Below are 25,658 nucleotides of genomic sequence, written 5' to 3'. Positions count from 1 at the left end.
GTCCTACCATCGGTCCATGCGGGTCCTGGTCGTGGAGGACGAGGTGCGCACCGCCGCGGTGCTGCGCCGGGGCCTCGTCGAGGAGGGATACGCCGTCGACGTCGTCGGCGACGGGATCGACGCCGTCTGGCGGGCCACCGAGATCGCCTACGACGCGATCGTCCTGGACCTGATGCTGCCCGGCATCGACGGCTTCGAGGTGTGCCGCCGGCTGCGCGCCGACCACCGCTGGGCGCCCGTGCTCATGCTCACCGCGCGCGTCGACGTCGACGACCGCATCCGCGGCCTGGACGCCGGCGCCGACGACTACCTGCCCAAGCCGTTCAGCTTCGGCGAGCTCACCGCACGGCTGCGCGCGCTGGTCCGCCGCGGCGCGGTGCACCGGCCCGTCGTGCTGCGCGCCGGCGCGGTCGAACTCGACCCGGCCGGGCACCGAGTCTGGCGCGGCGGGGCGCCGGTCGACCTGTCCGCCAAGGAGTTCGCCCTGTTGCACCTGCTGCTACGCCATCCCGACCAGGTACTCACCCGCACCTACATCACCGAGCACGTCTGGGACGACGCCTTCGACGCCACCTCCAACATCGTCGACCAGTACGTCCGCTATCTGCNCCGCAAGATCGATCTGCCGCCGGCCCCCTCGCTCATCGAGACGGTCCGCGGGGTCGGCTACCGGCTGTGCGTCCCGCTCGAACCGCACTCGACCGAGCCGCACTCGACCGAGCCGCGCCCGACCGGGTCGACGCTGCCGGCCGTCGGCGGCGGGACGTAGCCCGACGTGCCGCTGCGGGTTCGGCTGACCCTGCTGTTCGCGCTCGGCACCGCGCTGGTGCTCCTGCTCGCCGGCACGCTGTTCTACCTGCTGCTGCGGGCGAACCTGCGCGACGCCGTCGACACGGATCTGCGGACCCGGGCCGACGTGCTCACCGCGCGCCTCGCCGACCGGATCGCCGCCGGCGAGCCGGTGCCCGGCCGCGGGGATCCAGCAGCCCTGCTCACCGGGGCCGGCTCCATCGCCCAGGTCCTCACCCCCGAGGGGCGGCCGCTGGCCTCCTCGGCGGACGCCGGGACGGCCCCCCTGCTCGCCGTCGACGAACGGGCCCGGGCCCGGTCCCACCCGGTCTGGATCGCCAGCGACGCCGACGACCGGGCCCTGCCCGCCGGCCAGGCGCGCCTGTACGCCGTGCCGGTGCGCGCCGCGGCCGGCGGGAGCCCGCTCGTCGCCGTCGTCGGCACCCCGACCCACCTCACCGACCGCGCCGAGGACCGGGTCCGCAACGTGATGGTCACGGCGACCGCGCCGCTGATCGCGCTGTCCGGGCTTGCCGCCTGGCTGCTGTCCGGCGCNGCGCTGCGCCCGGTGGACCGGATGCGCCGCCAGGCCGCCGAGATGGCCGCCTCCGACCTCGGGACGGCCGGCGACGGGTTCCAGTTGGCGGTGCCGGCCACCCGCGACGAGATCGCCGCCCTGGCCCGCACCATGAACGACCTGCTGGCCCGGTTGCACGCCGCCCGCGCCCGCGACCGCGCCTTCGTCGCCGACGCGGGTCACGAGCTGCGCACCCCGCTGACCGTGCTGCGCGCCGAGCTGGAGCTGGCCGACCGCCCGGGACGCTCGGCCGAGCAGCTACGGGAGGCGATCCACACCGCCGCCGAGGAGACCGACCGGCTGATCCGCCTCGCCGAATCGCTGCTCACCCTGGCCCGGATGGACGGCGGCCACGTCCGGCGCGGGCCGCTCGCCCTCGACGAGCTGCTCGACCGCGCCGCGCGCGCCGCCGCCGGCTACGCGGCCTCGCGCGGGCTGCGCCTCGACGTCACGGTGCCCGCCGGCGACCGGCCGCTGACCGTGTTCGGCGACCCGGACCTGCTGCGCCAGGCCGTCGACAACCTGCTCGCCAACGGGGTGCGCCATGCCCCGCCCGGCAGCGCCGTCGAACTGCGGGGGCACCGTGCGCCGGGGCGCGCCGACGGCGTGCCCGGCGTGGTCGTGGTGCAGGTTCGCGATCACGGCGCGGGATTTCCCGCCGCTTTCCTGCCCCACGCGTTCGAGCGGTTCCGCCGGGCGGACGCCGCCCGCGGCCGCGACGACGGCGGCGCCGGGCTCGGCCTGTCGATCGTCGCGGCGATTGCCGCCGCCCACGGCGGCACCGTCGAGGCGGCCAACGACCCGGGCGGCGGCGCCCTCGTCACGATCACGCTGCCCCCCGTCCCCGACCCACCCGACATGTTTCCCCGTCGCGAACCATGATCGCGGCGCCTCGCCGCCCCAAGCCGCCCGTGCCCCAAGCCTCCGTGCCCCAACTCTCCGTGCGTCGAGTCGCGACCGGAACACGCTGCGTGTTGCACACTGGTGAGTAGTGTCGGGGCCGTCGCCGCGTGTCACGGATCGGCGGGCCGCCTCGTCCTCACCCGCGTGGCGGGTCGTCCCTCCCGCCCGAACCCGAAGGGGAGACACCGTGCAGATCGTCGTCATCGGCGGGACAGGCCTCATCGGCGCGAAGCTCGTGCGCCGGCTGATCGGGCACGGGCACACCGCGGTCGTCGCCTCGCCGAGCTCCGGCGTCGACACCCTGACCGGCGACGGGCTCGCCGAGGCGCTCACCGGCGCCGACGTCGTCGTCGACGTGTCCAACTCGCCGTCGTTCGACGATCAGGCCGTGCTGGAGTTCTTCCGGACGTCGACGGCGAACATCCTCGCCGCCGCGACCGCCGCCGGCGTCGGGCACCTGGTCGCGCTGTCGGTGGTGGGCACCCGGCGGCTGGCCGAGAGCGGCTACTTCCGGGCCAAGATCGCCCAGGAGGAGCTGATCGGGCAGGGGAGCCTGCCGTACTCGATCATCCAGGCGACGCAGTTCTTCGAGTTCGTCGGCGGTATCGCCGACGCCGCCACCGTCGGCGGCACGGTCCGCCTGGCGCCGGCGCCGTTCCAGCCGATCGCCGCCGACGACGTCGCCGCGGCGGTCGGCGTCACCGCGGCCGGCGCGCCGGTGGACGGCACCGTCGAGGTCGCCGGCCCGCAGCGGTTCCGCCTCGACGAGCTCGTCCGCCAGCACCTCGCCGGCCGCGGCGACCCCCGTCCGGTGGTGACCGACCCGCAGGCCCGCTACTTCGGCGCCCGCCTGGACGAGCACACCCTGCTCCCCGGGCCGGACGCCCTGCTCGCCCGGACCCGCTTCGAGGACTGGCGGGCCGTCACCGGCGCCGCAGCCGGCCGCTAGCCAGAGCGCCCCGCTCGCCGCCGCGGGACCGCACCCTCTCCGGGGATCTGGCGACTCCGGGGATCTGGCGACGCCGGCCTGACCTTCATCTCAGGATGAGCGGACGCTCCGGCCCCGGCTCGCCGCGAGCTGCCTCCTGGGGTTCGGTGACAGTTCCGACTGGCTCGTTCCGGCTTTGCGCTGTCCGGGGTTACCGTCGATACGGTACGACACCGGGGGTGGACGGAGAGCAGCCGATGGTGTGGAACAAAAGGGGCAACACCGACGGTGGCGCGTCGTCGGGCCGTGGGGGCACGAAGCGTGGTGGTAAGCCGCCCGTGGTCCGGGACGACAGCGATCCGGACAGGCGGAAGGCCGGCGGCAACACNGGGGACCAGCCGGTCGAGTTCGGCACGTGTTCCGCCTGCGACGGGAAGGGCGAGGTGGAGACGGGCCGGCAGGAGGTCGATGAGGACGGCCGGTTCGCTGGAAATGCTGTCACNAAGTGCACGGCGTGCAGTGGCGGTGGGCGGGTGACGAAGTGAGCGAGGACACCGGCGTGGACAGGATCGTGCCGATGATCTCTGTCACTGCCTGCCGGAAGTGCCGCCGGGCCCGCGGCGCGGCACTCGCTGGCGTCCGGGGTGTCCGGGCGTCGTCCAAGGACGGTTCCGGACGCTGTCCTCACGGCCTGGTGGACCGGACGGTCTGGGCGCCAGGTGAAGGGCCCGGTTCCGAGCCACCGGAGAGTGCCACGACGCCTGAGGAGCGCCGCCAGGGTCCGGTCTGACCTGGGGGCGGCGCGCCCGCTCGTCGGGGGCGCGCTCAGAGCTCGGTCCGCGCCCCACGCTGGTCGCGGCGCAGCGGGTGGTCGGGTGGGATCTCGACGACCACGATGGGGATGCCGTCCGGGTCCTCGATCCACATCTCGTCGAGCCCCCACGGTTCCCGCTGCGGGTCGCGGACGATCGGCACCCCCGCGGCGGCGAGCCGGCGGTGCTCGGCGGCGAGGTCGCGCACCTGCAGCCACAGGCGCACCCGCCCCGCGCCGCCGCCGGCCGGCTCCTCGGCGCGGCCGGAGACCTCCAGCAGGCTCTGCCCGAGGAAGAACACCAGGCCGGGATCGTCCGGCGGCCCGAACTCCCGGTAGATCGCCAGCCCCAGGATGTCGCGATAGAAGCGGCGACTGCGCCCCGGGTCGACCGGCCTGATGAGAATCCGACTGCTGAGAACCTCCATCCGGCCAGTCTTCCCCCGCCGGCGCCCGCGTGCCGCCGCAGCCGGACACCGGGGTCCACCGTCGCCCCCCCNCGGCGCCCCGTGGTCGCCGCTACGGCGCCGCCGCGGGTGCGCGCACGGCGATCGCCTGGAGCTCGACGAGCACGACGGGCAGCGCGAAACCGGTCACCAGGGTGGTCCGGGCAGGGGGGTGCACAGGCCAGGCCGCGGCGAAGGCGCTGTCCCACAGCGGGAAGTCCGCCGGACGGGCCAGGAACGCCTCCACCCGCAGCGCGTAGTGCAGGCCGCTGCCGGCCGCGCGCAGGACCTCGCCCAGCGCTCCCAGGGCGCCGTCGATCTGCTGGCGGACGTCGGGGGTGGTGGCCGGCGTCAGGCCGGGGCGCAGCAGGTCGGGGCAGATCACGCCGGAGGTGACGACGAGCTCGCCGTGGCCGGTGGCGCCCGAGATCGACGGAAGCTGACCGGGCACCCTCGTGATCACGGCCGGCTCCGCTGGAGGGCCGCGGGGGTCAGTTCGGTGACCGACCCGTGCCCGAGCAGGGTCAGCACGGTGACCATCTCCTCGTGCAGCAGGGCCAGGACGCGGGCCACCCCGGCCTCGCCGCCCGCGGCCAGACCGGCGGCGGCCAGCCGGCCGATGACCACGGCGCGCGCCCCGAGGGCGAGGGCCTTCACGACGTCCGTGCCGCAGCGCACCCCGCTGTCGAGCAGGACCTCGGCGCGGCCGTCGGCGGCCGCGACGACCTCGGGGAGCTGGTCGAGCGCGGCGGGCGTGCCGTCGAGCTGGCGCCCGCCGTGGTTGGACACGAGCACGGCGGCGGCGCCGGCGTCGATGGCGGCGCGGGTGTCCTGCGCGGTGAGGATGCCCTTCGCGATCCACGGCAGGTCGGTGTGGCGCATCAGCCGGGCCAGCCGGTCCCAGGTCCAGACGGGTTCGTCGCGGGCGAAGAGCTGGCCGAAGACGTCCTGGGCCGCGACGTCGCCGCCCGGCGGGTAGTTACCGGTGATCATCCGCAGGTCGACGGTGAAACGGTTGCGCAGGTTGCGCTCGCGCCACCCGGCGGTCGGGCAGTCGACGGTCACGCACACGGCCGCGTAGCCGGCGCGTTCGATGCGCTCCAGCATGCGCACGAAGTTGCGTTCGGTGCCCATGGGGTGCACCTGCGCCACGCGCGCCGCCGCCGGGGCGGCCTGGGCGACGCTCTCGATCGAGTGGGTGCCTGCCTCGGGAACGATGCTCAACGTCCCGCACCGGGCGTTCGCCCGGGCCACGGCGAGGTGGCCGTCGGTGTCGAAGAACCCGTCGGTGCCGAACGGCGCCGTCAGGACCGGCAGACGCATCGGCAGGCCGAGCACGGTGGTGGCGGTGGAGGGCACCGGGTGGCCGCTCATGACCCGGGGGCGGAACTGCCAGCCCGCGAACGCGTCGCGGTTGGCCCGCAGCGTCGTCTCCTGCCCGGCGCCGCCGGCGAGGAAGTCCCACACGTCGCGGGGCAGCACCGCCTGCGCCGCCGCGCGGATCTCCGTCAGCGTCGGAAACCGCCCCGCGATCGGATCGCCCCTCTCGGCCTGCGCCGACCCGACGCCGTCCGACCGGGCCCCCGCAGACTCGGTTCCGGCCGGCCCGATCCCCGCCGGCCCGATCCCCGCCGGCCCGGTTCCGTCCGGCCCGACCTCCGTCTGGCCGACTCCCGCCGCGGTCGTCATGACGCCACCTTCTCGATCAGCGCGCTGCGGTCGCTCAGCGCGTCGCCGGCGCCGGTGATCCGGTCGATCAGGCCGCCTACCGTCATCTCGGACTTCTCCGTTCCGTCGTAGTCCGCGATCACCCGGCCCCGGCTCATCACCAGCAGCCGGTCGCCCAGGGCGAGCGCGTGATCCATGTTGTGGGTGACCATGACCGTGGTGGCGCCCAGCTCGCGCACCAGCTCGGTGGTCAGCGCGAGCACGGTGGCGGTCGTCCCCGGGTCCAACGCCGCCAGGTGCTCGTCGAGGAGCAGCACCGACGGGGCGCTCAGGGCGGCCATCACCATCGTCAGGCTCTGGCGCTGGCCCGCCGAGAGCAGCCCGACGCGGTCGGCGAGCCGGTTCTCCAACCCGAGACCCAGACCGGCGACGTGCTCGCGCATGACGGCGCGCCGGCGGGCGGTCACGGCGAACCGCAGCCCGCGCCTGCGCCCGCGGGCCATCGCCAGCGCCAGGTTGTCCTCGATGGACAGCTCCGGCGCGGTGCCCGCCCGGGGATCGTCGAAGACCCGGGCGATCCAGCCGGCGCGGCGGTGGTCGGGCAGCCGGGTGACGTCGCGGCCGTCGAGGTGGACCCGGCCGCGGGTCGGGCGGGCCGCACCCGAGATCGTCTGGATCAGGCTCGACTTCCCGGCGCCGTTCGTGCCGACGACGGTCACGAACTGCCCGCGTTCGAAGGTGACGCTGAGACTGCGCAGCGCCACCACCTCGTCGACCCGGCCGGCGTTGTAGATCAGGTCGATGTCGTCCAACCGGAGCATCAGGCGGCCTCCTGCCGGACGGCGGCGCTGGCCGAGCGGGTGGTGTGGGCGAGNGTGCGGGCGAGGCCGCCGAGCGCACCGAGGTAGCGTTCGGCCGCGATCGCCACGAGCAGCGTCAGCGCCGTGACCCCCCGCAGGTCGCCCGCGGGCAGCCCCACCCGCAGCGCACCGACCAGGACCAGCCGGTAGGCCAGCGTGCCGACCAGCACACAGCCGACGATGCGCAGCAGCTTCGACCCCGACGGGCGGACGAACAGCTCGCCGAGCAGCACCGCNCCGACCCCGGCGACGAAGGTGCCCGCGCCCATGTTGACGTCGGCGTAGCCCTGGTACTGCACGCTGAGGCTCGCCCCGAGTCCGGCCAGGCCGTTGGCGAGCACGAGCGCCAGCACGGTCAGCCGGCGGTCGTTGACACCCTGGCTGCGGGCCATCCGCGCGTTGACGCCGGTGGCCCGCAGCGCCAGGCCCAGCTCGGTGCGCAGGAACAGGCCGAACGCGACGAGCACCACGGCGACGACCCCGGCCATCACCCCGGAGGTGGCCAGGTCGGCCTGCCGGCCGGACAGCGAACCGAAGCCGCTGAACAGCGTGCCCTGCGTGCCGAGGCTCAGCGTGGGGGTGTCGAGCACGTGCAGGTTCACGCTGAACAGCCCGATGCTCATCACCAGGCCGGCGAGCAGCACCGGAACCCGCAGCAGCAGGTGGATCAGCGCCGTGACGGCGCCGGCGGCGGCCGCGCCGGCCGTCCCCGCCAGCAGGGCGAGCCAGCTCGGCCAGCCGTGCACCAGCGTGAGGGCGCACACCGCGCCGCCGGTGACGAAGCTGCCCTCGACGGTGAGGTCGAAGTCCGCGCGCAGCCGGAAGACGGTGTAGATGCCGAGGAACACCGGCACCAGCGGCAGGCCGGTGACCAGCATGTCCAGCAGGACCTGGATCATCACTGCACCGTCGCCGCGCTCAGCAGGTCCGCCGGCAGGGTGATCCCGAGTTTGGTCATGGTGGCCTTCTGGACGGTGAACCCGACGCCCGACGGCTGGCCGAAGGCGACCTCGGCGGCGGGCGTGCCCGTCAGCACCTTCGCGGCGGAGTCGGCGGCCAGGCGGCCGAGCGTCGGATAGTCCGGTCCGATGCTGGCCAGGATGCCCGCGACGGTGGCGTCCCCGCCGACGACGTAGACCGGCAGCCGCCCGCCGGCCGCGGCCGAACCGACGACGGGCAGCGCGGCCAGCACGGTGGCGTCGGGGCCGATGAGCTCGGCGTCGACCCGCCCGGTGAGGCTGCGCGCGGCGCTGGGCACGTCCTGGGCGCCGGAGATCGTCGACTCCACCACGCTCACCCCGGGGTACTTCGCCACCGCGGCGCGCAACGCCTTGATCCAGACCTGCATGTTCTGGTTGGACGGGTCGTAGATCGTCCCGAGGCGCTTCGGGGCCGGCGTGATCTTCATGATCGACTGCAGCAGCACGGCCGGATCGACGTAGTCGACGCTGCCGGTGACGTTCTTCCCGGGCCGGTCGAGACTCTGCGCGACCTTCGCGCCGACCGGGTCGCCCATCGCCAGGGCGAAGATGGGCTTTTCCTGCGTCTGCTGCGCCAGGGCGACCACGGCGGGGGTGCCGATGACGGCGACGCCGTCGGAGTCCGACTGGGCGAAGCTCCGGGAGATGCTGGTGATGAGGCTCTGGTCACCCTGGGCGTTCTTCACGTCGAAACTGACCGGACGGGGGGCGAGTTTCGTTTTCAGTTCCTGCTCGAAGGCGGCCACGGTCTGGTCGATGACGGTCGCGCTGGCGAGCTGGAGCACGCCCACGTGCACCGTCTTCGCGGTGGCGGCGGAGGAGGCGCCGGCGCCCGTGCCCGCGGGGGAGCCGTCGCCGCCGGAGGATCCGCAGGCTGCCAGGGAGATCGCCGCGGCCAGGCAGGAGGCGACGGCCGGCGCGAGAACGCGTCCGCCGCGTCGGCCGTGGGCGTGGGGCCCGGGTGTCAATGTGGTAACGGCCATGTGACATCGCTTTCGGGGAGCGGGGAAAGGGATTGATTTGGCGATCTTCTCGCGGACATGGGAAGATTTTCGCGTGTTGCCAGAGTCTTGAGGTCGGCCCGGATGACTGTCAAGGCGCGAAACATGAGATTAACTTCCCAGGTTATGGGTTAACATTGATGCCGGTGCGCATCGACGGCGGTGCGCACCGGTGGCGGCGAGGGGGAGCGGATGGCGGGTCCGAGACCGGGACTGCGGCGGGACACCCAGGAGACCCGCGACCGGCTGCTGGCCGCGGTAGGCGAGCTGCTCGCCGAGTCCGGCCCCACCTTCGGCCTGCCCGAACTCGCCCGCCGCGGCGGTGTGGCCACCGCCACCGCCTACCGGCACTTCGAGTCGATCCACGACGCGCACCGCGAGTTCCTGCTGCAGCTCACCGGCCGGCTCACCGACCGGCTGCAGTCGGTGCCGCCCACCTGGACCCCGCGCCGGCGCTTCGACGCCGCCTGCGAACGGTGGGCCGAGCAGGCCGCGGACTGGGGCCCGGCGGCGGTGCACATCCGCAGCTGGCGGGGGTTCCTCGAGCGCGTCCACCTCGGTGACGAGCCCACCGGCGCGCTCTACGCCGCCCTCGAGCCGATCGTGCGCGACCTCATCGAGCACGGGGAGCTTCCCGACCAGGACGTCGAGTACGCCGTGCTCGTCTGGATCACGATGTTCGACGAGCGGGTGATCGTCGACCTGCGCGAGTCCAAGGGCTGGCCGCTGCAGCGCCTGGCCCGCGTCCTCGGCCGCAGCGTCCTGTCCGCCCTCGGCGGCACCGCCACCTGAGCCCGCCCGGGGCGGGGGCCGCGGTCCGCCCGGAGCGTCGCGCCGCAGGGCGCCCGGGGACGGGGCGCCGCAGCGCGCCCGGGCGAGCCGGGGGCGCGTGCCGGCCGGGCGCGCGGGGGAGGATGCTCGGCATGCCCCCCTTGGCTGGAAGGTGTTCTGCTCCGTGACCTCGACGACCGAAGCCGAACCGGCGCGGTGCCCGGCCGGCCCGCGGCGGCTGCGGCGGTGGCTGCTGGCCGGCGCCGAGCAGGCCCAGCAGCACTCCGGCCCGCACGCCCAGCCCGCCGAGGAGCACCGTCTGCACCCGTGGTGGCGGGTGATGTGCCTGACCGGCGTCGACTACTTCTCCACCCTCGGCTACCAGCCGGGCATCGCCGCGCTCGCCGCCGGGGCGGTCAGCCCGATCGCGACGGCGGTGCTGGTGCTGGTGACCCTCGCCGGGGCGCTGCCGGTCTACCGGCAGGTCGCCCGGGACAGCCCGCACGGCGAGGGCTCCATCGCCATGCTGGAGAAGGAGCTGTCCTGGTGGAAGGGCAAGGTCCTCGTCCTGGTGCTGCTCGGCTTCGCCTGCACCGACTTCCTCATCACGATCACCCTGTCCGGCGCCGACGCCACCGCCCACATCCTGGAGAACCCGTACGCGCCGCACGCGCTGCACGGCCACCAGGTCGCCGTCACCCTCGTGCTGCTCGCCCTGCTCGGCGGGGTGTTCCTACGCGGGTTCACCGAGGCCGTCGGCATCGCCGTCGTGCTCGTCGTGATCTACCTGAGCCTCAACGCGGTCGTCATCGTCGACGCGCTGATCAAGATCGTGAGCCATCCGCACCTGTTCAGCGACTGGCACGCACTGCTCGTCAACGAACATCCCGACCCGCTCGCCCTGGTCGGCTTCGCGCTGATCGTCTTCCCGAAGCTGGCGCTGGGCCTGTCCGGCTTCGAGACCGGGGTCGCGGTGATGCCGCTGGTCCGCGGTGACCCGGGCGACACCGAGGCCAATCCGGTCGGCCGCATCCGCGGCGCCCGCACGCTGCTGACCACCGCCGCGGCGATCATGGCGGTGTTCCTCATCACCAGCAGCCTGAGCACGACGCTGCTCATCCCGGAGAAGGAGTTCGAACCCGGCGGGCCGGCCAACGGGCGCGCCCTGGCCTACCTGGCCCACCAACAGCTCGGCGCCGCCTTCGGCACCGTCTACGACGTCAGCACCATCCTGATCCTCTGGTTCGCCGGCNCCTCGGCCATGGCCGGCCTGCTCAACCTCGTCCCGCGCTACCTGCCCCGCTACGGGATGGCGCCGACCTGGGCGCGCGCCGTGCGACCGCTGGTCATCGTGTTCACGCTCATCGGCTTCGTCGTCACGATCGTCTTCCGGGCCAGCGTCGACAAGCAGGGCGGCGCCTACGCCACCGGCGTGCTCGTCCTGATCACCTCGGCGGCGCTCGCGGTGACGCTGTCCACCCTGCGCCGCGGCCGGCGCCGGCTGGCGATCGCGTTCGGCGCCATCGCGGTCGTGTTCGTCTACACGACCATCGCGAACATCATCGAACGGCCCGACGGGCTCATCATCGGCTCGATCTTCATCATCGCGATCATTGTCGTGTCGTTCTCCTCCCGGGTCGCGCGCTCGTTCGAGCTGCGCGTCACCGGGGTGCGCCTGGATCCCCTCGCCGAGCGGTGGGTGCGCGAGTCCGCCGAGGCCGGCTCGCTGCACCTGGTCGCCAACGAGCTCGACGCCGGCGACGCCGCCGAGTACGCCGACAAGGTCCGCAAGGCCCGTCAGGAGCTGTTCGTGCCCGACGACGTCCCGCTGCTGTTCCTCGAGGTCAGCATCCCGGACTCCTCCGAGTTCGAAGGCGAGCTCGACGTCTGCGGCGAGGACCGCCACGGCTACCGGATCCTGCGCCTGACCAGCACGTCCGTGCCCAACGCGATCGCCGCGCTGCTGCTGCACCTGCGCGACACCACGGGCATGCGACCGAACGTGTACTTCGAGTGGAGCGAGGGCAACCCGATCGTGAACTTCCTGCGTTTCCTGTTCTTCGGCGCCGGCGAGGTCGCCACCGTCACCCGCGAGGTCCTGCGCGAAGCCGAACCCGACCCCGACCGCCGTCCCTTTGTCCACGTGGCCTGACCCCGCGGCCGATGCCGATGTCGGGCCCGGACGAACCCACCGGGCCGTACACGGGTGGGCCTGCCGGGCCGGGCGCGGGCGGGTCGGGCGCGGGCGGGTCGGCCGGGCTGGGCGACGCTGGGCCGGCCGGGCTGGGCGCGGGCGAGCAGACGGGGCTGCGAGCGCGGCGCCGGCGGCGCATCCATGACGCGCTGTCCGCGGCGGCGATCACCCTGTTCCTCGAACGGGGCTTCGACGCCGTCTCCGTCGCCGAGATCGCGGCGGCGGCCGGGGTGTCCAAACCGACCCTGTTCGCCTACTTCCCTGCCAAGGAAGACCTCATCCTGCACCGCATCCTCGACCACCGCGGCGAGGCTGCCCGGGTGGTACGCGCCAGGGCGGCCGGCGTGACGCCGCTGGCCGCCCTGGAGTCCCACCTGCTCGCCGGCCTCGACCGCCGCGAACCCGTCACCGGCCTCAACGACGACCCCGAGGTGCTCGCCTTCCACGGGCTCGTCTTCGCCACCCCGAGCCTGCTCGGCCGCGTCGCCCAGTACACCGCCGGCGACGAGCAAGCCCTCGCCGCCGCCCTCGCCGAGGTCGCGCTGCCGGCCGATGATCTACCCGGTGCCGCGTCGGCGTTCGGTGACGTCGTCGGGGCAGTGCCGGCGCCCGGGGACCTCGCTGCGGCGCTCGCCGCCGCCCAGATCATCGCGGTGCAGCGCGTCCTTGCCCGGGAGAACTGGGCGCGGCTGCGCGCCGGTGAGAACGCGGCCGCGCGTCATCCGGCGGCGGTCACGGCCACCCGGAGAGCCTTCGACGCCCTGAGCCGCGCCCTGCCTGACTACGCCTGATCCGCGGGCGAGGCCGTCATCGACCCCGGCGTGGACTGCGATGGACGATGTCGGCGGCGGTGAAGTCCCCGAGCTTGCCGCGCAGTCGGGGTGCTGTCCCGGTCAGNAGGGGGCGGTCGGTCATCCCGAGGGCGGCCATCCGCTCGGACATCGGATGATTGCCCACCTCCACCTGAGCCCGGCCACGGCCGAACCGAATCCCGCCCAGCCGCAGCGGCATCACCCCGCGCAGCAGGACCCCCGGCCGCGGGCCGTCCGGCAGCACGCACCACAGCGGAATGCGGACGCGCACCGGGAACGGCACTCGCACACCATCCACCCCCAGCCGGGCCCGCAAGACGAACCGGCCGCCGTCTCCGTCGAGCTTGACCGCGTATCCCGAGCCCGAGGCCTTCGTGTCCGTTTCGTCCCTCCGCATAGTCGGGAGGGGGCGCGGCGGGGTGGATGGTTCGGGCGCGGTCTCGATCAGGATCGACGCCGCGCGGTCGGTGAGATCCACCTTGGCGGACATGAGCCACTTCGGCAGCGACCAGATCGCCCGGCCGGCGTCGCGGGTGAACGACTCGGTCACCGGNAGGTCAACGAGGTGCACGCCGCGCCGCCGACGCGGGCCCCGCACGACGACCCCGATCCCCACCTCGTCGTAGCTTCCGAGCACCCAGGGCCCGTAGTGGACGACGAACAGCACGCTGATGGCTCGGCCCCCGACGGTCCACGGCGTCAGGCCGGCGCCCGCCAGCACCCCGCGCGCTGCATCGGGATCGGCCCGGTAGACGGCGATGGCGGCCCGCGCATCCGCGATCGTGACCGGCAGGCCGATCAGCTGGTCGTGGATGCGCCATGTGCCGGCCCGCACCGTTCGCGCCATCCGCGTGCCTCCCCGCCCCGCCGTCCCCTCCACCGCAGTCTTGCCTGTCGGCCGCACTGAGGCACCGGCACGGCACCGGCCCGGCGCGCGGACAGGAGTCACGGTCGGCGTCCGCTCGGCCGCCGAGGGTACTTCGACCGTCACGTATCCTTTACCGGGTTAAGAAAGGGGTCGTGGTGGGGACTGGAAGTCGGGGCGTCGGACTAGATGACGAGACAGAGCCTGATGTCGTGACGAGACCCGACCCGGCAGGCGAAACCGGCCCGGTGGGCGAAACCGGCCCGGTGGGCGAGGCTGAGCTGGCGGGGGAGCGGGCTTACCTGCGGCGGGGCCACGCGGCGCTCGCGGGCATGCGGGCCGAGGCCGAGAACACCCAGGTCGCAGGGGGCGACCCGGTTGACGACAAGGTGACGATCGCCTATCTGCGGATCGCCAGGCAGCGTCGCATCGCCGGCCTCGCCGACGGTGACGGGACCGCACCGCTGTTCTTCGCCCGCTTGGACTATGCACCCGACTCAGACGGTGGACCCGCAGCAACCGGTGGACCCGCAGCAACCGGTGGATCCGGCGGACCCGCCGCATCCGGCGGACCCGCCGCATCCGGCGGACCCGCCGCATCCGGCGGACCCGCCGCATCCGGTGAACCAGACGCCTCCGGCCGATGGGGAGCGACCGAGGTGCCCGGTGTCGCGGGCCGGCGGTTCTACCTCGGGCGTCGGCATGTGCGGGAGGCGGCCGGCGACGATCCGCTGGTCGTCGACTGGAGAACGGACGTCGCCAGACCCTTCTACCGGGCTCATCGCGGCGACCCGATGGGCGTGCTGCGCCGGCGGCGCTTCGGCCACGACGGCGCCGAGCTCACCGCCTTCGAAGACGAGTTCCTCTCCCGCCCCGTCCGCTCCACCGGCGACGCCGCCCCCGACGGCTACGGCGACGGCACCCCCGACGCCGATGGCGGCGACCATGGCGACAAGGGCGGGGCGCGGACGGCGGTGGTGGCGGCTGGGGGGCTGCTCGAGCGGGAGATCGAGCGGCCGCGGTCCGGGCCGATGCGTGACATCGTCGCCACGATCCAGCCCGAGCAGGACGAGATCGTCCGGGCCGAGCTGTCGGTGAGCCTGTGCGTCCAAGGGGCGCCCGGGACGGGCAAGACCGCCGTCGGTCTGCACCGGGCCGCCTACCTGCTGTTCGCCCATCGGGAGCGGCTCGCGCGGGCCGGGGTGCTCGTCGTCGGGCCGAACCGGGCGTTCCTCGGCTACATCGCCGCCGTCCTGCCGGCGCTCGGCGAGTTCACCGTCCGCCACAGCACGCTGGCGGACCTCGTCGACGACGTCACCGTCGCCGGCGCGGACACGCTCGACGCGGCCACCCTCAAGGGCGACGCCCGGATGGCGACGGTGCTGCGCCGCGCCCTGCACGACGGGCTGCACCCCCCGACCGGGCCAGTCGCCGTCGTGACCAGGACCGGCCGGTGGACCGTCGGGGAGGAGGAGGTCGCCGGCCTGTTCGCCGACGCCGCCGCCGGCCTGGCCGCCGGCACCTTCCGCTACGCCACCGGACGCGAACGGCTCGCCGGCCGACTGGTGAACGCCGTCCGCGTGCGCGCCGAGGCGAGCGGGCACTACCTCACCGACGGCGCGGTCCGCACCCTCGCCCGCAGCCGGACGGTCCAGGGCGCCGTCGAGGCCGCCTGGCCGAAGGTGGACGCGGCCACCCTGGTCCGCCGCCTGCTCACCGACCCGCCCCTGCTCGCCCGCGCCGCAGACGGCGTCCTCGACGCCGACGAGCAGGCGACGCTGCTCGCCGCCGCACCACCCGGCGGCGCCCGCACGGCCCGCTGGTCACCCGCCGACGTGTTCTGCATCGACGAGGCCCGCGACCTCATCGAGGGCACTCCCGGCTTCGGCCATGTGATCGTCGACGAGGCGCAGGACCTCTCCCCGCTACAGTGCCGGGCCCTGGCGCGACGCTGTGCCGACGGCTCCCTGACCGTCCTCGGGGACCTCGCCCAGGGCACCACCCCGTGGGCGGCCACCTCCTGGGCGGCCCAGCTGACCCACCTCGGCCGGCCCGACGCCCACCTGGAGGTCCTCACCCGCGGTTACCGGGTCCCCGCGGAGATCCTCGGCTTCGCCGGCCGCCTGCTACCCCACATCGCCGCCGAACTGACCACGCCCACCTCGGCCCGCACCACCCCCGGCGCCCTGACGCTGCTGCCCACCGCGGACGTGGCCGCCACCGTCACCGCCCAGGTCGCCCGCGTCCGGACCGCCAGCGGCTCGTTCGCGGTCATCGCCGCCGACGCCGACCTCCCCGCCCTCGCCGAAGCCCTGCGCGCCGCCGACCTGCCCGTCGACGTGCTCGGCGTCGACGGGACGCCGTCGCGGGCCTGCCTCGTGCCCGCCTCCCTGGCGAAGGGCCTGGAGTTCGACCAGGTGATCGCCGTGGAACCGGCGGCGATCGTCGCCGGCGAACCCCATCCCCGCCTGGGCCTTCGCCGCCTGTACGTCGTGCTCACCCGAGCCGTCAGCGACCTCACCGTCGTCCACGCCGACCCGCTACCCGCGGCCCTGCGCACCCACGTTCCCATCAGGCTGCCAGTGGCAGATCGCGACCCCATTGCGCCGGTCATCCGCGAGGCGTGCCTACCCCGGAGTGACCAGACGCTGGTGGCCGACGAATGAGCAGGTGAGGCCGGCTGACCCCGCGACCTCTTTGCAGCGACGCAAAGTGGTTGCCGTGCGGCGCTCCGCGTCACGCGATGATCGAGATTTCGGCCAGCTGCCGCTCGGCCAGCTGCCGCTCGGCCAGCTGCCGCTCGGGCAGGTGTCGCCAGACCCCGCCAGCCCATGTCGCAGCCGCTGTCAGCAAGTCACCCCGGATACAGGCCAGTGGGCAACTGCCGTCACGGCACGTCATTGCACACTCGTTGATGTCGAGATCTTTCGCGATCGCCGATACCGGTCGACCCGAATCGATGACGAGTTTCACGGCCTCGTCCTTGTTCTCGGGCGTGAACCGCCTCCGCGACCGGGTCATTGATCTCCTCCGTCAAGGGATCAATGAGCCCACACCGGGATCACTGTCCGAAGAACGGGAACCGCCTCAAGCAGCTGATCGCGCATGACACAGGTCGACCTCTCTCCGCAGGTCGGCCGGGGATGGCGGAGGCCGGCACTTGGCCGATGGGCCTCGCCACCAACCCGGCAGGCGAAGCCACCGGCGCGGTGACACCCGGCAGCGCACCGAAATCGAACGGCTCGGCGGCCATGGCGCTCCCAGACCCCTGGGCGCCGATCGCGTCATCGTAGGAACTCGCCTCGTCTCCAGCCATCGGTGGTCGAGCCGGCGGGACGGCATCGCGGCCATGGCCACGCGCTGTTGCCGAAGGCCGGTTCGGCGCTCATCGAGGGAAAAACCGTGGCCGGACGTTTGCGGCAAATCGTGCTACCTGCTAACCACTGCGGCCCAATCTCTTGTATCGGGACTAGGTCCGCACATATTTTCGGCCGGCGATGCGCATCCCTGGGGAGCGCGAATCGAATACGGGGGACAGATGAANAGATACTCCTCGGTCGCGTTTCTGGCCGTCCTGTTCGCAACGTTAATGGTTTTTCCTGGAGTCGCGATGGNGGCCGGAAAGTGCGGAAACTGGCACCCGGGTGGAGGGAAGGTTCGACAGACCTATCTGAAATCAGGTTCGAGCGGATCACATGAGTACCTGGTGACCGTCGACTTCCGATTCTCCGACAGTGATATCTCCGCCCTCGCATGCACCGGATCCAGTGCGTTGGAGGTTGACGTCGAGGCGTATGGCGGCCTCAACAAGGCCGGGGGGTATCGTGGCTGGGATTCAAATCTACCGCACGCCTATCTCGACACCGAGGCGTTCGACGGAAACCCTCGTGTACTGACGGTCGGCACCTCGAATGCCGCTGATCTCAAGTCCAACGTGGACTACTTCACGAAGATCCATCTGATCGAGGTGGGACCGACCAAGGACTACTCCGAGATCTACCTGAACTTCCAGCGGGGGCATTGGGCAAAGAAGACGAGCCCGAAAGAGCAGGCATCATGCGTCTCGCATGGTGGCAGTGATCCGGCGTGGTGCGTCTTCGGCGACGAGTCCCATGCCATGAAGAGCGAGCTCGGCACTGCGCCGCGCATCGCCCTCAACGTGGACTACGAAACAGACGACGCCGGCTACTGGGGAAACTACCGGACGACCGATCTCGTCCACGGAAATCGGCTGGCACCGGGGGACAAGATCTTTTCCCCCAATGGCCTCAACTATCTCTCCATGCAGGCCGACGGCAATCTGGTCGAGTACATTCCAGGTGGTCGTGCGGTGTGGGCGAGCGGGACAGGTACGCCCGAGGCCATCCTGCTGGCGCAGGACGACGGGAACTTCGTGGTCGTCGCTCCCGGTAACCGCGCCGTCTGGTCGACGGGAACAGGTCGACGGGACACTGTTCTGAGTCTTCAGGACGACCGCAATCTGGTCGCCTACGCGCCGGGACACATAGCGGTCTGGTCAAACAACATCGCCGGCCGTCCGTAGCTCTGCCTGCCAGGACGAGGTGGGACAGGGGCCGCCGGCCGCCGGCCTGCGGCTGTCGGCCGTCGGCCGTCGGCCTGCGGCCAGCGCGGCCCCCCGTTCGGGCGGACCTGCCGGTCGTCACCGGGGCCCGGCTGGCCCGATCTGGCGGGACACCGTGTGGCCGCGGCGCGGGTAGGAGAAAATGGGCGGGTGGCAGAGGAGCGCAACGTTCTCGGTGGCGAGCTCGAACCGTGCGGCACCGATCCGGTGACCGGGTTCTACCGCGACGGGTGCTGCAGCACCGGTCCGGAGGATCTTGGGAGCCACACCGTGTGCGCGGTGGTGACGGCCGACTTCCTGCGTCATCAACGGCAGGTCGGCAACGACCTGTCGACGCCCCGGCCGGAGTACTCCTTCCCCGGCCTGCGCCCCGGGGACCGGTGGTGCGTCGTCGCCGTCCGCTGGCTGCAGGCCTACGACGCCGGGGCCGCCGCTCCGGTCGTGCTCGCCTCCACCCACGAGCGGGCGCTGGAGGTCATCCCCCTGGAGGCACTGCGCGCCCACGCCGTCGACGTCCCCGCGGACCCGCGTTCGCTGAGCTGATCCCGGCTTCGCCGGGCCGATCCCCGATCCCCGTTCGCCGGGCCGATCCCGGGTGCGCGGGGCCGACTCCGCGTTCGCGGGGCTGGCCCCTGCGCGGTCCGGTCAGTCGATCACCTCGGGTTCGAGGCCGACGGTGAGCCAGTCGCGGTAGACCAGCCCGGTGAGCTCCTCCAGCCGGGCGATGTCGTCGACGAAGTAGGGCAGCACCGCGCGGCGCTGCTCCGGGGTCAGTTTCGGCCGGCCGCCCTTCTGGCGTTGCAGCGCGGACAGCAGCGGGTCGCGCACCACGCGGCGCACCGGCACGGGGAAGTGGTGGCCGACGCGGCCGCCGGTCCGCAGCACCGCGCGCAGCGCCGTGTTCACCGGGGTGTCGGCGACGAACGGGGTGACGTTCTCCGACGGCACGAGGCCGACGAGGCCGGTCTCGACGCCGAGGAACTCGCAGACGCGGTCCAGTGTGGCGGCGGGGGAGTCGCGCAGGTCCCGGTAGCGCANCAGCAGCACCTGGTCGCGGGAGAACAGGCCGAACAGGTGGGCGAGCTGCTCGCCGTAGCGACCGAGGGACACATAGTGCCAGAACTGCGCCCAGCCGGCGTCGCGGCGCTGCTCCTCCAGCGCACAGGCGCGGACGAAGTCCCGTTCGCTCTCCAACCCGGCGGCCCACAGATGCGTCCAGTTGGAGTGGGCGCGGTCGACCGGATTACGCAGCAGCACGATGATCCGCACCTTTGGCAGCAGGCGGCGGATCCGGTTCTGCGCGTCGAGGTCGTACAGATAGAACGGGGTGGCCTCGCCGGTGAGCGTCCCTGCCGGCGCGGGGGCGAACAGCGCCTCGTAGTCGCGGCGGCGCCACACGTGCTCCTGGTAGGTCTGGGCGTCGCCGGGCCCGCCGCGGGCCGGCGGCGGGCCCTCGGACAGGAAGAACTTCGGCTCCTTGACCTGCGGCAGGAACAGCCCGGGATGGCGCGACAGCGCGGCGTGCAGCGCGGTCGTGCCGGCCTTGGGCACGCCGAGGACGAGGAAGTCGGGCAGGGCCATCGGCGGTCGCTCCTGACGGACGGGGGATCGGCCGCGGCCGATCCGCACGGACAGGGATCGGCGTCAACCGATCCGCGGGCACCCGGCGGCGCCGGTCGAAAGGCCAGCCGCGAGAGGCCATCCCCACTGGCATAGCCGAGTAACCCGACCGGTGAAATCAGGATGCTAACCGCGTAACGGCCCTGGCGGGGCCCACTTCGCAAGCCTCCCCGTGTAGCGGAACGGTAGGGTTGCGCGGTGGCAATCAGCCAGCAGCACACGGCGTCCGAGACCATCCCCCTGCCCGGTCGGCAGCCCGCGACGACGGTGGCGCCCGCCCCCGGGCACGGCCCCGGCTTCTGGGCCGGCGCGCCCTGCGNCGTGCTGGCCGACGGCGTGTTCTACCTGGCCTACCGGCTGCGCCGCCCGGTCGGTGCCGGCCGCGGCTTCGGACTGGTCATCGCCCGCTCCACCGACGGGGAGACGTTCACGCAGATCGCCGGCATCCCCCGGGACCCGTTTGGCGCGGAGAGCCTGGAGCGGCCCGCACTGGCGGTGACCCCGCAGGGGTCGTGGCGGCTCTACGTCAGCTGCGCCGCCCCGGGCAGCCCGCACTGGTGGGTGGACCTGCTCGAGGCCGACTCCCCGGCCGCCTTCGACCCGCATCGGCGGCGCACCGTGCTGCCCGGCGACCCGGCGACCCTCGCCGTGAAGGACCCGGTCGTCGCCCTACTCGACGGGCGGTGGCAGCTGTGGGCGTCCTGCCACCTGCTCGACGACCCGGCCGCCACCGACCGGATGGACAGCCGGCACGCCACCAGCCCCGACGGCGTCCACTGGACCTGGACCGGGACGGCGCTCGCCCCCCGCCCGGGCCACTGGGACGCCCGCGGCGTGCGGATCACCTCCGTGCTCACCGGCGGCACCCAGCCGGTGGCCTACTACGACGGGCGGGCCAGCGCCGCGCAGAACTGGGCCGAGCACACCGGCCTCGCCGTCGGCATCACCCCCGACCGCTTCCACGCCGTCGGCACCGAGCCGGTCGCCTTCTCCCCGGACGGCGACGGCGCGCTGCGCTACGTCAGCGTCGTGCCCCTGCCCGACGGCGCCCACCGGTTGTACTACGAGGCCGCCCTGCCCGACGGCAGCCACGAGCTGCGCACGGAGCTGCACCCGGCGCCCTGAGCCGCGGCTCGTCACGCGTCGCCGGGTGCCGGTCGTCCCCGGGGGCGGACGCGGTCGCCTCCACCCCCGGGGACGCGGATCAGGGCCGGCTCAGGAGGTGATCTCCTTGCCGCAGAGCTGCTCCTTGACGACGTCGAACGCGGTGCCGGCATCGTTGACCTGCACGAAGGCGTAGCAGGTGGTCTGGCGGCCCTGGCCGTGGGCGATGTCGATGGGCTGGATGAGGCCCTCGGCGTCGTAGTTCGTCACCGCGCGCAGCCCGTCGATGAAGCCCTGCCGGGTCGGGCAGTCGCCGGCCTCCTCCAGCCCGCGGACGAACATGTCCGTCTGGATGTAGGACATCAGCGGGATGTCCTGCTGCGGCTGGTCGATCTGCGGGGCGTAGCGGTTCATCGCGTCGACGTAGGCGGCGATCGCCGGCCCACCGGACTCGAACGGGCGGTAGAACAGCGGCACCGTCACCCCCGCCATCCCGGCGCCGTACCGCTTGAGCAGCCCGGCGTCGTACCCGTTGACGGCCATGACGACCTTGGGTGCGTGCCCGGCGGCGCGCAGCTGCGCGAGAACCTGGACGAGGGCGTCGGTGTCGGTGATGGCGAGCAGCGTGTCGGCGCCGCTGTCGACGACGCGCTGGGCGACCGCCGCCGGGTTGTCCGCGCCGGGGGTGTAGCTGACGGTCCCGCCGTCGCTGACGCCGGCCGCCNTCATGCTCTGGACGAGCTTGGTGCCCACGTCGGAGACGCCGCCGGACAGCGCGGTCTGCAGCAGCACCGACCGGCTGCCCCCGCGGGACTTCACGAACGTGCCGTAGGTGTCCACGGGGGCGCCGGTGGTGTAGGAGAACGAGAACATGTTGCGGTACTTCGACCAGATGCCCTCGGCGGCCAGCCCCGTGACGGGGACGCTCTGGTCGTTGAGGTACTGGGCGCTGCCGCTGGCCGCGATCGTGGACTCGATGAGGCCGAAGACCTGCTGGTGCTCGATGAGGTCACGCGCGGCGATCGCGTTGGCCGCCGGCGTGCCCTGGTCGTCCCGCCAGTCGTAGAAGATCTTCCGGCCGTTGACGCCGCCCTTGGCGTTGATCGCGCCGAGCCGGGCGTCGATGCCGGCGCGGGCCGCCTGCAACGGCCCCGACACCGCGCCGGTGTCCGGGTAGACGACGCCGATGTGGATCGCGTTCTTGGTCACCCCGGGTGCGTCGCAGTCGCCGGCGGCGCCCGCCGCGCCGCTGGCGCAACCCGTGGCAGTGGCCGCGGTCAGGGTGAGCGCGACGGTCGCGAGACGTAACTGGACGTGGCGGCGCATAAGCGGCGAACCCCTCGGTGGCTGACGGTGGACGATCGACGATGACGGGCGACGATCAGCGAACGGTGCATGCGGACTCCGATCTCGTCGGCAGCAGGGTGCGCCTGGCCGGAACCACGACTGCGATGTTCACCGCCTGTGACAACAGGCACGTGCCCGAGGCGCGGACATTACCGTAAAATGTCCACACCCGAGCACAATACCGAGCCCACTTTTATGGTCTTATGCCTGGTGGGCCTGGGTGTCGGCCGGCAACTGCGCGTAAGGTGCGGCGGGCCCAGCGTCCCGCCGGCGGGCACGCTCACCGCCGCTGTGGTGACACTGGGCAGCCCTCCGCCGGCCCGGCTCGCCGTCAGGCCGCCCGCCCGGCTCGCCGGCCGGCCAAACTACCCGCGCGCGCAGCGGCCGCATCAGATCAGGGACGGCCAGAATCGGGGTCGGCCGCGCGCCCGCGCGCGGCGGCCGCGTCGCGGCGCGCGGCGGCCGCGTCGCGGCGCGCGGCGACCGCGCGCGGGGTGAGGAAGTGTCCGCCCGCGGCCGCCGCGTGCCGTCAGTCCCCTCGCCGGGCGAGGGTCACTCGCCGCGCCAGACCGGCGCCCGCTTCTCGGCGAACGCCAACGCGCCCTCCTTGGCGTCCGCGGAGGCGAACACCGGCTCCATGATCTTTGCCTGGCGGTCGAACGCCTCGTCGGCCGGCCAGGCCGACGCCGAGGCGACGATCTCCTTGGTGGCGGCGACGGCCAGCGGGCCGTTCGCCGCGATCCGGGCGGCGAGCGCCCGGGCGCCGGCCAGCGCCTCGCCGGCCGGGGTCAGCACGTTGACCAGGCCGTAGCGGTGGGCGTCGGGGGCGGAGAGCTGGTCTCCGGTCAGCGCCAGTTCCAGGGCGACCTGGTAGGGGATGCGCTTGGGCAGGCGCAGCAGGCCGCCGGCGCCGGCGACGAGACCGCGCTTGACCTCCGGGATGCCGAAGGCGGCGTTCTCGGCGGCGACGACGAGGTCGCAGGCCAGCACGACCTCGCACCCACCGGCCAGGGCGTAGCCCTCGACGGCGGCGATGATCGGCTTACGCGGCGGCGACAGCGTGATACCGGCCAGGCCCCGGCCCTCGACGACGACGTTCTCGCCCCGCAGGAACGCCTTGAGGTCCATCCCCGAGCAGAACGTGCCGCCCGCGCCCGTGATGATCGCCACGGTCAGGTCCTTGCGGGCCTCGAACTCGTCGAGGGCGGCGGCGACCCCCACGGACACGGCGCTGTTCACGGCGTTGCGCGCCTGNGGGCGGTTGATCGTGATGACGGTGACCCCGTCGGCGTGTTCGACCAGAACTTCGTCGGACATACGTGCTCCCTTGTTGACGGACAGTAAGCCACGCGCGCCCGCGCCGCNGCATACGGGTGATCTCGTCGCGGACGTGGCTGTTTTCGCGCAATACCCGGTGGCCGAACGCTACCGCTAGCGCGCCGCAGAGGAGAGTTCTCGCCCACGCCACCGCCCTCGCCCGAATCCGTCCCGCCGGATCGAGCAGCGCCGGGTCGTGGGTCTGCGCCGGGTCGTGGGTCTGCGCCGGGTCGTGGGTCTGTGCCGGGTCCGGGTACCGCCAGGTGTCCTCCGTGATCCTCGCCGGTCGGCGGCCCGTCGGCGGTGGCCCGCCGAGTTGCTGGAGGGTGGCGACGGTTCCAGTCCCGTGAACGGGGCGCCCCGCCCGCGGGGATCGGACGTCGGCGAAGATGGGATGTCGGCGAGGATGGGATGTCGGCGAGGATGGGATGTCGGCGAGGATGGGATGTCGGCGGGGATGGGACGTCGGCAGAGAGGGAACGTCGGCGGAGAGGGGCGGCGCCGGTGCGCGAGATCGCCGACGCGCTGCGGCGATGGCGGGCCGAGGGCGGCGCGTTCGCGGTGGCGACCGTCGTCGGGGTGCAGGGCAGCGCGCCCCGCCAGCCCGGCGCCGCCATGGCCGTCGCCGCCGGCGGGGAGGTCGTCGGCAGCGTGTCCGGCGGCTGCGTCGAGGGTGCGGTCTACGAGGCCGCGGCCGAGGCGATCCGCACCGGCGTGCCCGTCCTGGAGAGCTACGGCATCTCCGACGACGACGCCTTCGCCGTCGGCCTGACCTGCGGCGGGACCATTGACCTGATCATCGTCCCGTACCCGGCCCGCGGGCCGTCCGCGGGCACGGGCGCGCGGGGCGCGGGCGGCGTGCTCGACGCGGTCCTCGCCGCGCTGGCCGCCGACGACGCGGTGGCGCTGCTGACCGTCGTCGGGGGAGGCAGGTTGGGTGGGCAGGTGGCGGTGTGGCCCGATCGCACCGTGGGTTCGTCCGGGGTCGCCGGTCTCGACGTCGCCGCGGTGGACGATGCCCGCGGGCTGCTGGCGGCCGGTCGCAGCGGGCTGCGCCGTTACGGGCCGCAGGGGCAGCGGCGGCCGGACGCGATCGGCGTGTTCGTCCAGTCGTTCGCCCCACCGCCGCGGATGCTGGTCTTCGGCGCGATCGACTACGCCGCCGCGGTGGTGCGGTTGGGCCGCTTTCTCGGCTACCGGGTGACGGTGTGTGACGCCCGGCCGGTGTTCGCCACCGCGCGGCGCTTCCCCGACGCCGACGAGGTCGTCTGCGAACGCCCGGTGGCCTTCCTCGACCGTGCGGCGGTCGACGCTCGCACGGTGATCTGCGTGCTCACCCACGATCCCAAGTTCGACATCCCGGTGCTGCGCGCCGCGCTGCGCTCCCCGGCGCACTACGTCGGCGCGATGGGGTCGCGGCGCACCCACGCCGACCGGCTGCGTCGGCTGCGTGCCAGCGGCGTCGCCGAGGACGACCTCGCGCGGCTGCACTCCCCGATCGGCCTGGACCTGGGCTCGCGCACGCCCGAGGAGACGGCCGTCTCGATCGCCGCGGAGATCATCCAGAGTCGCTGGGGTGGCAGCGGCCGCCCGCTGCGGGCCACCCGCGGTCGCATCCACGCCGACCCCGGCGAGCCGTCCAAGCCGTCCGAGCAGGCTGGGCCGTCCGAGCAGGCTGGGCCGTCCGAGCAGGCTGGGCCGTCCGAGCAGGCTGGGCCGTCCGAGCAGGCTGGGCCGTCCGAGCAGGCTGGGCCGTCCGAGCAGGCTGGGCCGTCCGAGCCGTCGGCGGACCCGGTCGCGCCGAATCCGGCGGACGCACCGAGCGCCCCGGCCAGACCGGACGGCTGAGTGAGGGCCGTGGCCGTGGGGCCTGATCGGAGCTCGGGTGCCTGGTGGCCTCGAGGCTCGGGCGCTCGCTGGCCGTACCACCTGCCTTGTATCGTTCTGTGATCGTCTATGCACAGAATCGTGCCGAGGGGTAGGTACGGTTTTTAGCCGAAAAACCGTACACAGGCCTCGGCATGATGTGGCCTCAATATGGCCGACACTCGGCTGACGGGCTGACGGGCTGACGGGCTGACGG

General features: G+C 73.3%; 16 protein-coding genes and 11 pseudogenes. 12 read left to right on the top strand and 15 right to left on the bottom strand.

Features of this window, described 5'->3' with window-relative positions; genetic code table 11:
* Window positions 1-16: 16 nt before the first annotated feature.
* From FF86_RS01435 to FF86_RS01425, 4 genes and pseudogenes are all read left to right on the top strand, one after another.
* A pseudogene (locus FF86_RS01435) lies at window positions 17-608 on the top strand (response regulator transcription factor); the annotation flags it as partial.
* 1 nt (window position 609) lies between these two features.
* Window positions 610-769: pseudogene (locus FF86_RS37835) on the top strand (response regulator transcription factor); the annotation flags it as partial.
* Window positions 770-1,345: 576 nt separating this feature from the next.
* On the top strand, window positions 1,346-2,248 hold a 903-nt coding region (locus tag FF86_RS37825), incomplete at its 5' end, for an ATP-binding protein (RefSeq protein ID WP_242417955.1).
* Window positions 2,249-2,456: 208 nt separating this feature from the next.
* Window positions 2,457-3,218 (top strand): SDR family oxidoreductase, encoded by a 762-nt coding sequence (locus tag FF86_RS01425; protein WP_044883102.1) that lies wholly within the window; start codon window positions 2,457-2,459, stop codon window positions 3,216-3,218.
* 804 nt (window positions 3,219-4,022) lie between these two features.
* Here FF86_RS01425 and FF86_RS01415 read toward each other — a convergent pair.
* The 7 genes and pseudogenes from FF86_RS01415 to FF86_RS01390 form a co-directional block, all read right to left on the bottom strand.
* Complete coding sequence (locus FF86_RS01415) at window positions 4,023-4,436, bottom strand: VOC family protein (RefSeq protein WP_044883103.1); 414 nt, start codon at window positions 4,434-4,436, stop codon at window positions 4,023-4,025.
* Between the two features lie 91 nt (window positions 4,437-4,527).
* Window positions 4,528-4,917, bottom strand: coding sequence for a RidA family protein (locus tag FF86_RS01410; protein ID WP_052680886.1), 390 nt, complete (start codon window positions 4,915-4,917; stop codon window positions 4,528-4,530).
* Window positions 4,914-6,143, bottom strand: a complete 1,230-nt coding sequence (locus FF86_RS01405) for an alpha-hydroxy acid oxidase (RefSeq protein WP_052680887.1) — start codon at window positions 6,141-6,143, stop codon at window positions 4,914-4,916. Before FF86_RS01405 ends, FF86_RS01410 begins: the two co-directional genes overlap by 4 nt.
* On the bottom strand, window positions 6,140-6,943 hold the full coding sequence (locus FF86_RS01400) for an ABC transporter ATP-binding protein (RefSeq protein ID WP_044883104.1): 804 nt from the start codon (window positions 6,941-6,943) through the stop codon (window positions 6,140-6,142). The genes FF86_RS01405 and FF86_RS01400 overlap by 4 nt, the downstream gene beginning before the upstream one ends.
* Window positions 6,944-6,997: 54 nt before the next feature.
* Window positions 6,998-7,218 (bottom strand): annotated as a pseudogene (locus FF86_RS37820) (ABC transporter permease); the annotation flags it as partial.
* 1 nt (window position 7,219) lies between these two features.
* The coding region (locus tag FF86_RS01395; RefSeq protein ID WP_242417991.1) for an ABC transporter permease at window positions 7,220-7,860 on the bottom strand (641 nt) is incomplete at its 3' end.
* A gap of 20 nt (window positions 7,861-7,880) precedes the next feature.
* Window positions 7,881-8,945: an ABC transporter substrate-binding protein gene (locus FF86_RS01390; protein ID WP_242417954.1), complete on the bottom strand. Its 1,065-nt coding sequence runs from the start codon at window positions 8,943-8,945 to the stop codon at window positions 7,881-7,883.
* Window positions 8,946-9,155: 210 nt separating this feature from the next.
* Between FF86_RS01390 and FF86_RS01385 the strand changes: the two genes are divergently transcribed.
* From FF86_RS01385 to FF86_RS01375, 4 genes and pseudogenes are all read left to right on the top strand, one after another.
* Entirely contained in the window at window positions 9,156-9,755 is a 600-nt protein-coding gene (locus FF86_RS01385; protein WP_044883264.1) for a TetR/AcrR family transcriptional regulator, read from the top strand.
* A 163-nt stretch (window positions 9,756-9,918) separates the two neighbouring features.
* Window positions 9,919-10,986 (top strand): annotated as a pseudogene (locus tag FF86_RS37815) (amino acid transporter); the annotation flags it as partial.
* Between the two features lies 1 nt (window position 10,987).
* Window positions 10,988-11,886, top strand: a pseudogene (locus FF86_RS37810) (amino acid transporter); the annotation flags it as partial.
* Between the two features lie 11 nt (window positions 11,887-11,897).
* The gene (locus FF86_RS01375; RefSeq protein ID WP_082121580.1) at window positions 11,898-12,719 is read left to right on the top strand and encodes a TetR/AcrR family transcriptional regulator; all 822 of its coding nucleotides are present in this window, start codon (window positions 11,898-11,900) and stop codon (window positions 12,717-12,719) included.
* 107 nt (window positions 12,720-12,826) lie between these two features.
* Here FF86_RS01375 and FF86_RS61680 read toward each other — a convergent pair.
* Window positions 12,827-13,293: pseudogene (locus FF86_RS61680) on the bottom strand (acetoacetate decarboxylase); the annotation flags it as partial.
* 1 nt (window position 13,294) lies between these two features.
* Window positions 13,295-13,587, bottom strand: a pseudogene (locus FF86_RS37805) (acetoacetate decarboxylase); the annotation flags it as partial.
* Window positions 13,588-13,871: 284 nt separating this feature from the next.
* On the opposite strand from FF86_RS37805, the gene FF86_RS01365 reads away from it, so the two are divergent.
* The gene (locus FF86_RS01365) at window positions 13,872-16,271 is read left to right on the top strand and encodes an AAA family ATPase (RefSeq protein ID WP_242417953.1); all 2,400 of its coding nucleotides are present in this window, start codon (window positions 13,872-13,874) and stop codon (window positions 16,269-16,271) included.
* Between the two features lie 241 nt (window positions 16,272-16,512).
* Here the strand turns inward: FF86_RS01365 and FF86_RS01360 are convergent.
* Window positions 16,513-16,626, bottom strand: a pseudogene (locus tag FF86_RS01360) (transposase); the annotation flags it as partial.
* A gap of 1,711 nt (window positions 16,627-18,337) precedes the next feature.
* Between FF86_RS01360 and FF86_RS01350 the strand changes: the two are divergent.
* Window positions 18,338-18,730 carry a DUF2237 family protein gene (locus tag FF86_RS01350; RefSeq protein ID WP_044883107.1) on the top strand — a complete coding sequence of 131 codons (393 nt, stop codon included), beginning with the start codon at window positions 18,338-18,340 and terminating at the stop codon, window positions 18,728-18,730.
* A 102-nt stretch (window positions 18,731-18,832) separates the two neighbouring features.
* Here FF86_RS01350 and FF86_RS61675 read toward each other — a convergent pair.
* Window positions 18,833-19,224, bottom strand: a pseudogene (locus FF86_RS61675) (sulfotransferase); the annotation flags it as partial.
* A gap of 1 nt (window position 19,225) precedes the next feature.
* Window positions 19,226-19,768, bottom strand: a 543-nt coding sequence (locus FF86_RS37800; protein WP_242417952.1) for a sulfotransferase, incomplete at its 3' end; no start/stop codon positions are given.
* 359 nt (window positions 19,769-20,127) lie between these two features.
* Between FF86_RS37800 and FF86_RS37795 the strand changes: the two genes are divergently transcribed.
* A partial coding sequence (locus FF86_RS37795) for a hypothetical protein (RefSeq protein WP_242417951.1) occupies window positions 20,128-20,932 on the top strand: 805 nt, incomplete at its 5' end.
* Window positions 20,933-21,022: 90 nt separating this feature from the next.
* Here FF86_RS37795 and FF86_RS37790 read toward each other — a convergent pair.
* From FF86_RS37790 to FF86_RS01330, 3 genes and pseudogenes are all read right to left on the bottom strand, one after another.
* A pseudogene (locus FF86_RS37790) lies at window positions 21,023-21,635 on the bottom strand (ABC transporter substrate-binding protein); the annotation flags it as partial.
* 1 nt (window position 21,636) lies between these two features.
* Window positions 21,637-22,237, bottom strand: a 601-nt coding sequence (locus FF86_RS37785; RefSeq protein ID WP_242417950.1) for an ABC transporter substrate-binding protein, incomplete at its 3' end; no start/stop codon positions are given.
* Between the two features lie 573 nt (window positions 22,238-22,810).
* Window positions 22,811-23,512 (bottom strand): annotated as a pseudogene (locus FF86_RS01330) (crotonase/enoyl-CoA hydratase family protein); the annotation flags it as partial.
* Between the two features lie 567 nt (window positions 23,513-24,079).
* Here FF86_RS01330 and FF86_RS01325 point away from each other — a divergent pair.
* Window positions 24,080-25,423, top strand: a complete 1,344-nt coding sequence (locus FF86_RS01325) for an XdhC/CoxI family protein (RefSeq protein ID WP_095211939.1) — start codon at window positions 24,080-24,082, stop codon at window positions 25,421-25,423.
* Window positions 25,424-25,658: the final 235 nt, after the last annotated feature.

The organism is Frankia sp. CpI1-P, from assembly GCF_001421075.1.
GTDB classification, from domain to species: domain Bacteria; phylum Actinomycetota; class Actinomycetes; order Frankiales; family Frankiaceae; genus Frankia; species Frankia torreyi.
Note: the sequence above shows the minus strand (reverse complement) of the source record. Positions and strands in the feature narration are given on the sequence as shown.

Excerpts from the sequence above, each read along its gene's own strand:
- FF86_RS01415 (WP_044883103.1), bottom strand. The coding sequence starts at position 4,436 with ATGGAGGTTCTCAGCAGTCGGATTCTCATCAGGCCGGTCGACCCGGGG.
- FF86_RS01405 (WP_052680887.1), bottom strand. The coding sequence starts at position 6,143 with ATGACGACCGCGGCGGGAGTCGGCCAGACGGAGGTCGGGCCGGACGGA.
- FF86_RS01400 (WP_044883104.1), bottom strand. The coding sequence starts at position 6,943 with ATGCTCCGGTTGGACGACATCGACCTGATCTACAACGCCGGCCGGGTC.
- FF86_RS01390 (WP_242417954.1), bottom strand. The coding sequence starts at position 8,945 with ATGGCCGTTACCACATTGACACCCGGGCCCCACGCCCACGGCCGACGC.
- FF86_RS01385 (WP_044883264.1), top strand. The coding sequence starts at position 9,156 with ATGGCGGGTCCGAGACCGGGACTGCGGCGGGACACCCAGGAGACCCGC.
- FF86_RS01375 (WP_082121580.1), top strand. The coding sequence starts at position 11,898 with ATGCCGATGTCGGGCCCGGACGAACCCACCGGGCCGTACACGGGTGGG.